A 10,706-nucleotide genomic window follows, 5' to 3' on the forward strand; every position below is an offset into this window, starting at 1 on the left:
TAGCAAAAGTCCATTGACAGACTACATCAGTCAAAAATGCCGGATTTCTTTACCTCTTCCACAGCCCGCTGCATGTCCTCCTCAGACTGTACCAGTGCCATACGAACATAGCCTTCCCCGGAAGGTCCAAAGGCACTACCAGGAGTTACCAGCACCCCTGTCTTATCCAGCAAATCCTTAACAAAGGCCTCAGAATTTTCATAATAGGCTGGAATTGGTGCCCATACAAACATAGTTCCAGGTGGCTTATCCATCTGCCAGCCGGCTTCTATGAGGCCATCACAGAGAACATCACGACGACGCTCGTAAGCTGCCCTGGTTTCAGCCACAATGGACTGATCCCCGGAAATCGCCTCAATAGCCGCCGCCTGAATTGGCAAAAACATTCCGTAATCCATGTTTGATTTCAGTGTCTTTAGCATACCAACAACCTTGGAATTACCAAGGCAGTAGCCTATGCGGGCACCGGCCAGGCCGTAGGTCTTTGACAAGGAGTTAAACTCCACTCCAACCTCCTTGGCACCAGGAAGCTCCAAAAAGCTCCCCCATTCACGGCCATCAAATACCAGCTCGCTGTAAGCATTATCATGCAAAACAATGATGTCATATTTTTTTGCGAACGCAATAAGCTCCTTGTAGAACTCTATCGGTGCCATAGCAGCAGTAGGGTTATTAGGATAGGAAACCAACATAAATTTGGCCTTACGGGCCACTTCCTCCGGAATATCCTTAAGCTGAATCACATAATCATGCTCTTTTTTCTGAGGCATATAATAAAGCTCAGCCCCGGCAATTCGTGGACCATCTGCAAAAATAGGATAGCATGGATCCGGAACCATCATAATATCCCCTGGATCCAAAATTGAAAGGGCAATATGGGCCAATCCATCCTGGGATCCCAAAAGAGAGCAAATTTCTGTATCAGGATCCAAAGTTACATTGTAGCGACGCTGATACCACTGGGCCACAGCATCCAGCATACCCTTTCTGTCAGAAATGGCATACACATAATTGGCCGGATTCATTACGGCCTTGGCCATCGCTTCCATAATACGTTTGGCCGGTGGAATATTAGGCGCACCGATACTCAGGTCAATGACATTTTTGCCGGCAGCCACACGTGCCTTGCGCATTTCTGCCAATCTGGAGAAAACCCCTTCTCCAAACTGTTCCATTCTTTTTGCAAATTCCATTATTATCACCCCAAAATTATTGCTAAACGAAAAGGGCGAACCGAGATTCGCCCCTTGCATTATTTAATTATTATTTGAAGAGCTTACTTACAGAGCCATTGTTGTAAATACAATCAATGAACTCAGCCAACATAGGAGCCAGAGAAATGGTTACAATCTTATTGGAACGCTTCTCCGGAGCCAATGGAATAGTATTGGTAATAACAAGCTGCTTAATAACAGAGTCATTTATACGCTGTACAGCAGGATCAGTTAAGATACCATGGGAGCAGCAAGCATAAACCTCCTTGGCACCCAGCTTCTTCAGAGCCTTGGCACCCTCGCACAGGGAACCAGCAGTATCAACCATATCATCAATCATGATACAGGTCTTGCCCTTAACATCACCGATGAGATTCATAACCTCTGCACAACCAGGACGTGGACGACGCTTCTCCACAATGGCAATGCCAACATCAAGCAAATCAGCCATTTTACGGGCACGGGTAACACCGCCAAGGTCAGGGGATACCACAATAGCATCCTCAAGGTTAAGCTCCTTGAAATACTCAGCCATTGCAGGAGCCGCTGCCAAATGGTCAACTGGAATATCAAAGAAGCCCTGAATCTGACCAGCATGAAGATCAACAGTAACTACACGGTCCAAGCCAGCAGACTGCATCAGATTTGCAACCAGCTTTGCGGAAATAGGCTCACGGCCACGGGTCTTACGATCCTGACGGGCATAAGCATAATAAGGAACAACGGCAGTTACGCTATGAGCAGATGCACGCTTACAAGCATCAGTCATAATGAGAAGCTCCATCAGATTCTCATTAACTGGCTGGCTGGTAGGCTGGATAATGAAGATATCCTTACCGCGAATACTTTCACTGATCATAACCTGGATTTCACCATTGTTGAAATGGCCCACCTGAGCCTCGATAAGGCTGATACCAAGGTGCTCGGCAATTTCCTGAGCCAGCTCCGGGTTCGCATTACCAGCTAAAAGACGCATGTTACTCTTTGCAGATTGTGACATTTTTTATAAAGCCTCCAAACTTTAATAAAACAAATTTCTTTCGGAAAATTATCCTGCCAGAATGTCCTAGCAAAAAATTTCCGTATATATATTATCAGTAAACCACTGAAATATCCACTTTAATTTTTTCGTTTATCTGCCCAACCAGTTATATTTTTTTGGTGGGCCCTGGCAATAGCCAAATCAGAGGCTGGAATATCCTTGGTAATAGTGGAACCGGCACCAATATATGCGCCCTCACCAACTGTTACAGGAGCCACCAATGCTGTCTGGCACCCCACAAAGGCATTGTCACCAATAACAGTACGATGCTTGTTTTTTCCATCGTAGTTAACGGTAACAGTACCACAGCCACAATTTACATGGCTTCCCACATCAGCATCACCAATATACTGGAGATGAGGCAGCTTGGTACCCTCACCGATGTTGGAATTCTTAACCTCAACAAAGTTTCCAATATGAACGTCCTTACCAATATGAGTATTAGGACGAAGGTGAACATAAGGACCAAAATCAACACCATCATCAACGATACAGTCATGACCATAAGCGAAGTGGCCTTTCACACCATCCCCAATAGTTACATTACTAAAACGGCAGTTAGGACCGATTTCGCAATTGGCACCAATTTTAGTATTGCCCTCCAGCCAGGTGAACGGATAGATAACTGTATCCGGCCCTACCTCAACATCAGCATCCACAAAGGTGCTGTCTGGATCCATAAGGGTTACTCCGTTATCCATCAATTCAATATTCTTGCGGCGACGGAGAATCTTCTCTGCTCCGGAAAGCTGAACGCGGGAATTTATGCCCAAAGTGGACTCATAATCATCTGCAGCCACAGCCCAGATTTTCTCACCCTGCTCACGGAGAATTCCCAATACGTCCGGAAGGTAATATTCACCCTGGGCATTATCACAGCCCACCTTCTCCAGAGCCTCAAACAAGTCCTTGCACTCAAAGCAATAAATGCCGGAGTTTACCTCCTTAACCTGGCGTTCCTCCTCAGTGGCATCCTTCTGTTCAACGATACGGGCAACATCACCTTCAGCAGTACGGATAATACGTCCATAACCAGTGGCATCCGGCATAATGGCAGTGAGCACAGTTGCCTTGGCACCAGCAGCCTTATGACCCTCGTAGAGCTTGCTGATAAGATCGGCAGTAACCAATGGGGTATCACCACAAAGCACCATAACAGTACCATTTTCCTTTGAAAGAAGTGGTGCAGCCTGCTTTACCGCATGACCAGTTCCCAGCTGCTCAGCCTGTACCACAAACTCAGCCTGGTCCCCAATAGCTTCCTTAACAGTATCTCCACCAAAGCCTACGACAACAACATTGCGCTTGGAACCAGCCTTGGTTGCAGCATCAAGAACGTGCTGCAGCATAGACTTACCCGCTACTTTATGTAAAACCTTTGGCAGCTTGGACTTCATTCTTGTGCCCTTGCCTGCCGCTAAAATTACTGTTACTAAATCCAGCATTAAAGATTGCCTCCAATTTTTTATATATAAGATTATTTTCCCCGATTTTTCATGGCTTCCATGCTCTCTAAAAGAGTCTGCTCAGACTTTTCCATGTGATACTCAGCAGCCGCACGGGCTTCTGCCACATCCCCCTGGGCAATGGCCTCCACAATGCGACGATGCTCCTCCAAGGTTGCCTTCAGACGTCCTGGAAAGGCCATGGAGGTGGAACGGAATCTGGTGAGCTGTTCACGAAGATTGAAAATTATACCTACCAAACGGGAATTGCGGCTTGCCTGATACAAAAGATCATGGAACTCAGTATCGCACTCAACGATTTTGTCCATATCATTTTCCTCAATATATCCTCCGATGGCTACCAATAGACGCTGTAATCTTTCCAGCTCCTCATCGGTAATGCGTTCTGCGGCCAAACCGCTGGCCAAAGAATCAAGGGAAGTACGGATTTCAAAAACCTCATTTACATCCCTGATGGACAAATTAGCCACATAGGTTCCACGACGGGGCATCATTATAACATAGCCCTCCAGCTCCAGCTTGCGGATTGCTTCCCTTACAGGGGTACGGCTGACACCTAAATCCTCTGCCAACTGGCTTTCCATAAGTCTTTCGCCGGGCTTCAATTTCCCCTTGCGAATAGCATCCCTGAGGGTTTCACAAACTACCTCACGTAGAGGCTGATAGCTATCCAATTTAATAGGTGATAATTTAGTGTCCATAATTAACCTCTATTTCTGCCAACTGTTTTCGCTGTAAATACAGCCGCCTCATTATCTATGTTTTTAACCGCCGCTGCCATTTTCTTTGCCACAGAGTCGTCAGGAGCAATACCGAATACAGTAGGACCGCTGCCCGACATCATACTGGCCAGTGCCCCTTTATCCAACATTTCCTTCTTATATCTGTCGATAATGGCATACTTGTCTATAGTAACACTTTCCAACACATTACACAACAATTTACTTGCAGATAAAACATCACCATGCTCTATAGCTTCTATCATGGCCTTGTTATCAGGGTGAGGACCAGTATAGCCCGCATCGTAGGTCTTGTAGGCCCAGGCAGTAGATACTCCCACCTTAGGCTTTGCCAAAACGATATCCACCTCCGGGAAATCCGGCAAACGCTCCAAAATTTCCCCCCGGCCAGTGGACAACATGGTGCCTCCCATTATGCAGAAAGGAATATCTGAACCAAGACGTGCCCCTAATTCACAAAGCCGTTCCTCAGACATTTTTAAGCTGTAAAGTTGATTCATTCCCTTCAGAACAGCCGCCGCATCAGATGACCCTCCTGCCAGACCTGCAGCAATGGGTATATGCTTATCCAAGGTTATTTTCACCCCAGCATTAAGACCGCACTCCTCCATAACAAGTGCAGCTGCCCTATAGCACAGATTGGTATTATCAGCAGGCAGGTCAGAGCCCGGAATTTCAAGCTCAATACCACCATCTGTCTTTTCCATATATAGGTTGTCGTGAAGGCTTACCTCCTGCATAACCATAGCCACCTCATGGTAGCCATCATCTCTGGTGCCCAAAATGTCCAATGTCAAATTAATTTTGGCATTCGCCTGTATTTCGATTTTATTGGAACTCACAGTTCCCACTCCTTTAAACATTTACTTAATAGCTCAAGTCCAGGTGGAAGGTACATCTCATGAACGCTCCCGCTCACTAGTTTGCGTAGCGGATACTAAACTCACCTGCTGTTCGTTAAGTACCGACGCAAAATACGTCATTCTATATACCTTCCACCTTTCCTTATAAATGTCAGATGTCCCAGTGCAAATTATCAGGATTAGGTGTTGCCTTGTCAATTTCTGACAAAATCCAGGAAATATTTTCATGGGTAGCAGCAAATGCCTGATCCAACCGTTTTTTGTACTGTTCGGTAATCTCCATATTGTGAAGTGCCATGTGCATATAATCCTTGGCCACCAATGGTACTCCCCGCTCAGCCGCCAGCTGGGCCTTGAAGCGGTAACCATAATACAGATAGCTGTTATGCTCTATAGGAATGTCCTTGAACACCTCAATACGCTCATCCACCTCAGCCTCAGCATCCTCAGTCTGCTTCATGAGATGCATAATATTCCAGCGCTGAGCCCAAAGCTCACCTCTAAGTATATATTTGTAAAGATAATCATAGGATTCTGCCGTTTCAATAGCCATATTGATGTGCTCAAGAGCCTTGTTATAAATCTTCTGATCCTTCTCCACCTGGCTAAGGTGTTGAAGAGCATAGGCCTTCTCCTCCACATCCTGGCTGTTTTCCTCGTCAGGCTCCACGTCCAGCACAGACATAAACAGCTCCTTGGCAGCATCCAGACGATTAAATTCCGGCATGGCAAGAAAATGCCCTAAACGGGCACGACAATGCCAATCATCATAGCCATTGGCAAAAAGCTCCTGTGGTGGACGGGCGGTATTATCAAGAACAATATTTACTAATTCTGAAAATTCTTCTTTATCCATAAAAATGTAACTCCTTACGCATCTAAATCTATTTTACCATCAATAACCATAAGTAAATTGGTTGGCAATAATACCAATGAGGAAAAGCACTCCTGCCATAATCGGCAGCACTGGCGCAAAAAACGGCAGAGCTGACTCAGCCACAATATAGCTGGTAATGGCACCTAAAACAAGATTAAACAGCACCGTAACAACGATACCTGTTTTTCGCTTACTGTATGTATATCTGGCAATATCCACTGCACTCATTATATTACCGAAATCAACGCTGTCCACATAAACATCACACTGCTCCTTTAAGGACTGCTCCGTAATGCTGAGAGCGAAGCTGATATCCGCTGACTGGGCCAAGACCTGAGTATTACTGGTGGTGGCCACAGCTCCAATTAGTGAATCAGAGGTCTTCATTATAGTAATCTTCTTGGCCTTCTCCATGGTATCCATTTCTGCATTAACATTATTAATACCGGCCTGTCGTGCAATATTACGGGCAGTGCTGCCAGCAGCACTGGTCATAATAACAGTGGAAATTCCATAATCCCTAAGGGTCTGAACAGCACCGGGAACAGTTGGCCGCAATGCATCACTGAATACAATAAAGCCACGGCAAAAACCGCCAATGCTCACAAAGGAAACCACATTTCCCTTGCCTGCCAGCTGATCGGCTCTGGTCAATATTTCCGCAGGAATTTTTACATCATGGTCCTGTAAAAAGGCCGCCGTACCGACTCTTACCTCCTGATGATTAATGAGTGCCTCAACGCCCTTTCCAGGAACCACATTGCTGGCAGACGCCTCAGAAAGTTCAAGGTGTTTTTCGTCAGCCCACTCGGCTATTGCATCAGCCAAAGGATGCTGTACCCCCGCCTCAGCAGATGCCGCAATGGTCATCATCTTTGAAGGGGCAATACCAGCGGGAATAATATCATAAACCATTGGCACTCCCTTGGTAACAGCACCGGAAAGGCCCATTACCAGTTGTCCAGTAAGATTTAACAACGGAAGCAGCTTGCGGCTCTTGGCATGAATCTTGAACTTTTTCAAGGTCCTCATAGCCTGCCAAGGAAGAATATACTTCAATAATAGATAAGCCAGCCCGTTTACCACTATAAAAATCCCGGCAATCATGCCATAAAATACAATTCTATTTTCAAGAAACATATCAAACATTGTTACCAACTCCTACCAAATAATTATGGTAGCAGGTACCATAAAAGTCAATAGGCGAAGAAAAAGTCGGTCACCTTTCAGTAACCGACTTAACTAAAAACATAGATTATTTTTTAATCAAGAGAATCCTTCAGATCATTGTTGGTCATAGCACATACACAGGAGTCAGACCAAACATTTTCTGCAGTTTCTATCATATCAATAATAGTGTAAATTGGAAGAATCACACCCATAATTCCCAGTGGCGCTCCCATAGAGGACATAAGGGACAATGTGAGGAAATAACATCCCATTGGCACACCTGCATTCCCCACTGCGGCGAACACTGCCACAAAAAGCCAGGTGATCATAGTTCCCATGGAAAGCTCAAAGCCCGCATTCTGCATTACGAACAATGAAGTTACCAAAATAAATGCAGCGCAACCATTCATATTGATTGTTGTACAGATTGGCAAAACAAAGCGGGAAACCTTCTTGTTTACCTTTAAGTTATCCTCAGCTGATGCCATGGTAACAGGCAATGTTGCGGCAGAGCTCTTGGTGAAAAGTGCCACTGCCAACGCCGGGGACATCTTCTTGAATACGGTAAATGGATTAAGACCCCTGAGAAGCAGGAAGATTGGCAAAACAATGAAGAACTGGATTACGTTTCCACCCATAACCACAGCCACATATTTACCAAGGGAGCCTACGATTACACCGGCCTCAATCTGGGCAGCAAGCTGACCAGCAAAGGCAACAATACCGATTGGTAACACGTAAACAATGCCTCTTATCAGAGTAAAAAGCAATTCCTGAAGACCATTTATCGCCTTTATAAGTATCTGTACATTTTCTGTTTTTGCCATGTGAGCCAAGCCAAGACCTATAGCAAAGGCAATTAAGAGAATAGATAACACATTGCCAGCTAAAAACGGCTGAAGTAAATTGTTCGGAATTACTGACAGAAAGTGATCATAATATGACAGCTTGCCCAACTTATCTGGTACCTCAGCAACTCCCGCACCAATAACATCTGCTGGCAGATTTTCCGGAGCAATAAAAATGTATAATGCCAAGCCCACAGCTGCTGCCGCAATGGTGGTAAGCATGGTGTATACCACAGCATGACCAAAAATTCGGCCTGTTTCCTTCTTGGTGCCCAATGTTGCCAAGGTGGTTATAACTGCCAGAGCAATTGTTGGAACTGCCACAAACTGGAACAGGCGGGTAAATACGGTGGCAACGAAATTGAACAAATCGTTAAGCACAGGAATATTAAGCCACCCCAAGGCTCCACCCACAATCAGTGCTGAAAACCATAAAATCATCTGTTTTATCTGAGCCTTTTGATCAGTCTGCTTTATGGCCTCCTGAGCCTTCTTCTGAACATCATTTTCACTAGACATATCCTTCCCCCTCTTTCTTCTCATACATTACCAACCCTTTTAGTCGGTTTTGTATGTAATATGCTTAGTATCATACTCAAAAAATATATAATTGTCAATTAATATTTTATCATTCTTTTTCAAGAGTACAGGTGTCTTTGTCTATTTTTTCACAACTCAAAGTATTGTTTTGTTTTCTCTTTTTATTCTGTTCCCTTCGCATCTTAAAAAAATCCTTCATTATGCCACAGCATCTATCCTCCAGTACCCCTGCCGTAACCTCCGTCTGATGGTTAAGATTACTGTTGGTCAGCACATTAAAAATAGAATGCACTGCCCCAGCCTTAATATCTGCGCCACCGTATACCACCCGATCTATACGGCTATTCACAATGGCCCCGGCACACATAGGACAAGGCTCTATGGTCACATAAAGAGTAGTGCCGGAAAGACGCCACCTGTCCAGTTTTTTATTTGCCGCCCGTATAGCCTCTATCTCCGCATGGGCTGTGGCATCTTTAGCTGTTTCACGCAGATTATGTCCCACAGAAACAGTAGTGCCGTCCTTGGCCACAAGGACGGCACCTATAGGAACTTCCCCGAGCTCGTAAGCCTTCTGAGCTTCAGCCAGGGCAAGATTCATATACTTTTCGTCATCTAATATCATTTACGCTTCAGCTCCTCCTCTAAAGAATCGCAAATCCACGCCACCCTGATAGAATAATGACTGGGTTACCTGCTGGCAATCCAGCACGTAAGCCTCAGAAACCGGAGGCTCCTCCCTCTGCTGTCTCATCTTTTCATTCAGCATCTTGTGAAACGGGGATTTACCATTGTCCTGATCATCACGATTATTTTTCCGCAGGAATGGGCTGTTCACATCACAGTCAACGCCTTTTACTCTTGCTACTCTCTCAATTTTCTCTAACATGATGATCACCTCACTTTTTTAATTTAATAAACCATCGACCATAAGCCCCCAAAATTAAATAATTATCTCTTCTTGCCACATATATCGGTACTATTTACCTATAAATTAACATTATTTTCTGAAAAATTCATGTATACTTTTATCCTTTTCAAATATACAAAAAAGGCCCACAGGAATCTGCAGACCTTTCATGTACATATTAAATGTGATGTTTAGAAGTAAAATTACTTCTTCAGTGCATCGCCCAGGTTGTTCTGAGTGTTGCGAGCTGCCTGTACGGACTCAGCGAAACGCTCTTTCTCCTTGCCCTCGAGCTTCAGCTCAACAATCTTCTCAATGCCGTTCTCGCCCAGAATAACTGGAACGCCGATGCAGAGGTCATCCTCGCCATACTCACCCTCGAGGTATACGCAGCAAGGAATGAGCTTCTTGCCATCAGTGATGATGGACTTAACCAGCTCACCAGCAGCAGCGCCTGGAGCATACCAAGCGGAAGTGCCCAACAGACCGGTCAGTGTAGCGCCGCCAACCTTAGTCTTTGCAATCGCATCCTCCAGCTCAGCATCAGACAAGAACTGAGTAACAGGGATACCTTTGTATGTAGCGATAGATCCAAGTGGAACCATAGTCTTGTCACTATGACCACCGATAACCATACCATCAATATCAGTAGGAGTAGCAGGATAGCCCTTTTCCTTCAGAGCAAGGGAAAGGAAATAACGGAAACGGGAGCTGTCCAACATGCCACCCATACCGATAACCTTGTTCTTAGGAAGGCCAGAGTTCTTAAATGCCAAATAAGTCATTGCATCCATAGGATTGGAAATAACAATGAAGATTCTTCTTTAGAAATCATAAGAAGAATACAAGAAAGTGATATCGTTGCTTTACAAAAAGCAAAAGAAATAACGATAGGTGAACTTATTCAAAAATATGGAGATTTCACATCACAAAGATTATTTGAAGAAAGTGATTATGTGAATTACTTATTCAATTTATATGTAGAAGAGATAGTTTGTTAAATCACATAAAAGTGAGAAAGGAAAAATGACATGAA

The 10,706-nt window shown here is 44.6% G+C and carries 10 protein-coding genes and 1 pseudogene; all 11 read right to left on the minus strand.

Features of this window, described 5'->3' with window-relative positions:
• Nucleotides 1-26 precede the first annotated feature (26 nt).
• Nucleotides 27-1,193 (minus strand): aminotransferase class I/II-fold pyridoxal phosphate-dependent enzyme, encoded by a 1,167-nt coding sequence (locus tag ACKI5G_RS06380; RefSeq protein ID WP_407398710.1) that lies wholly within the window; start codon nt 1,191-1,193, stop codon nt 27-29.
• Nucleotides 1,194-1,263: 70 nt separating this feature from the next.
• Nucleotides 1,264-2,214, minus strand: a complete 951-nt coding sequence (locus ACKI5G_RS06385; RefSeq protein WP_407398712.1) for a ribose-phosphate diphosphokinase — start codon at nt 2,212-2,214, stop codon at nt 1,264-1,266.
• Between the two features lie 119 nt (nt 2,215-2,333).
• Entirely contained in the window at nt 2,334-3,701 is a 1,368-nt protein-coding gene (gene glmU, locus ACKI5G_RS06390; RefSeq protein WP_276839820.1) for a bifunctional UDP-N-acetylglucosamine diphosphorylase/glucosamine-1-phosphate N-acetyltransferase GlmU, read from the minus strand.
• 32 nt (nt 3,702-3,733) lie between these two features.
• The gene (locus ACKI5G_RS06395; RefSeq protein WP_027397316.1) at nt 3,734-4,423 is read right to left on the minus strand and encodes a GntR family transcriptional regulator; all 690 of its coding nucleotides are present in this window, start codon (nt 4,421-4,423) and stop codon (nt 3,734-3,736) included.
• 2 nt (nt 4,424-4,425) lie between these two features.
• The gene (gene ispE / locus ACKI5G_RS06400) at nt 4,426-5,304 is read right to left on the minus strand and encodes a 4-(cytidine 5'-diphospho)-2-C-methyl-D-erythritol kinase (RefSeq protein WP_407398715.1); all 879 of its coding nucleotides are present in this window, start codon (nt 5,302-5,304) and stop codon (nt 4,426-4,428) included.
• 172 nt (nt 5,305-5,476) lie between these two features.
• Entirely contained in the window at nt 5,477-6,181 is a 705-nt protein-coding gene (locus ACKI5G_RS06405; RefSeq protein WP_407398717.1) for a tetratricopeptide repeat protein, read from the minus strand.
• Between the two features lie 39 nt (nt 6,182-6,220).
• Nucleotides 6,221-7,351, minus strand: coding sequence for an HAD family hydrolase (locus ACKI5G_RS06410; RefSeq protein WP_407398718.1), 1,131 nt, complete (start codon nt 7,349-7,351; stop codon nt 6,221-6,223).
• 113 nt (nt 7,352-7,464) lie between these two features.
• Nucleotides 7,465-8,739 (minus strand): dicarboxylate/amino acid:cation symporter, encoded by a 1,275-nt coding sequence (locus ACKI5G_RS06415; protein ID WP_407398720.1) that lies wholly within the window; start codon nt 8,737-8,739, stop codon nt 7,465-7,467.
• A gap of 109 nt (nt 8,740-8,848) precedes the next feature.
• Nucleotides 8,849-9,385 (minus strand): tRNA adenosine(34) deaminase TadA, encoded by a 537-nt coding sequence (gene tadA, locus ACKI5G_RS06420; protein WP_407398722.1) that lies wholly within the window; start codon nt 9,383-9,385, stop codon nt 8,849-8,851.
• Nucleotides 9,386-9,649, minus strand: coding sequence for a hypothetical protein (locus ACKI5G_RS06425; protein WP_407398724.1), 264 nt, complete (start codon nt 9,647-9,649; stop codon nt 9,386-9,388). It abuts the gene before it with no gap.
• Between the two features lie 224 nt (nt 9,650-9,873).
• A pseudogene (locus tag ACKI5G_RS06430) lies at nt 9,874-10,488 on the minus strand (malate dehydrogenase); the annotation flags it as partial.
• Nucleotides 10,489-10,706: the final 218 nt, after the last annotated feature.

This window comes from Anaerovibrio sp., from assembly GCF_045637405.1.
Taxonomy (GTDB): domain Bacteria; phylum Bacillota; class Negativicutes; order Selenomonadales; family Selenomonadaceae; genus Anaerovibrio.

What these genes read in the sequence shown, in the direction of transcription:
- ACKI5G_RS06380 (WP_407398710.1), bottom strand. Translation starts at nt 1,193, where the DNA reads ATGGAATTTGCAAAAAGAATGGAACAGTTTGGAGAAGGGGTTTTCTCC.
- ACKI5G_RS06385 (WP_407398712.1), bottom strand. Translation starts at nt 2,214, where the DNA reads ATGTCACAATCTGCAAAGAGTAACATGCGTCTTTTAGCTGGTAATGCG.
- glmU (WP_276839820.1), bottom strand. Translation starts at nt 3,701, where the DNA reads ATGCTGGATTTAGTAACAGTAATTTTAGCGGCAGGCAAGGGCACAAGA.
- ACKI5G_RS06395 (WP_027397316.1), bottom strand. Translation starts at nt 4,423, where the DNA reads ATGGACACTAAATTATCACCTATTAAATTGGATAGCTATCAGCCTCTA.
- ACKI5G_RS06405 (WP_407398717.1), bottom strand. Translation starts at nt 6,181, where the DNA reads ATGGATAAAGAAGAATTTTCAGAATTAGTAAATATTGTTCTTGATAAT.
- ACKI5G_RS06410 (WP_407398718.1), bottom strand. Translation starts at nt 7,351, where the DNA reads ATGTTTGATATGTTTCTTGAAAATAGAATTGTATTTTATGGCATGATT.
- ACKI5G_RS06415 (WP_407398720.1), bottom strand. Translation starts at nt 8,739, where the DNA reads ATGTCTAGTGAAAATGATGTTCAGAAGAAGGCTCAGGAGGCCATAAAG.
- tadA (WP_407398722.1), bottom strand. Translation starts at nt 9,385, where the DNA reads ATGATATTAGATGACGAAAAGTATATGAATCTTGCCCTGGCTGAAGCT.
- ACKI5G_RS06425 (WP_407398724.1), bottom strand. Translation starts at nt 9,649, where the DNA reads ATGTTAGAGAAAATTGAGAGAGTAGCAAGAGTAAAAGGCGTTGACTGT.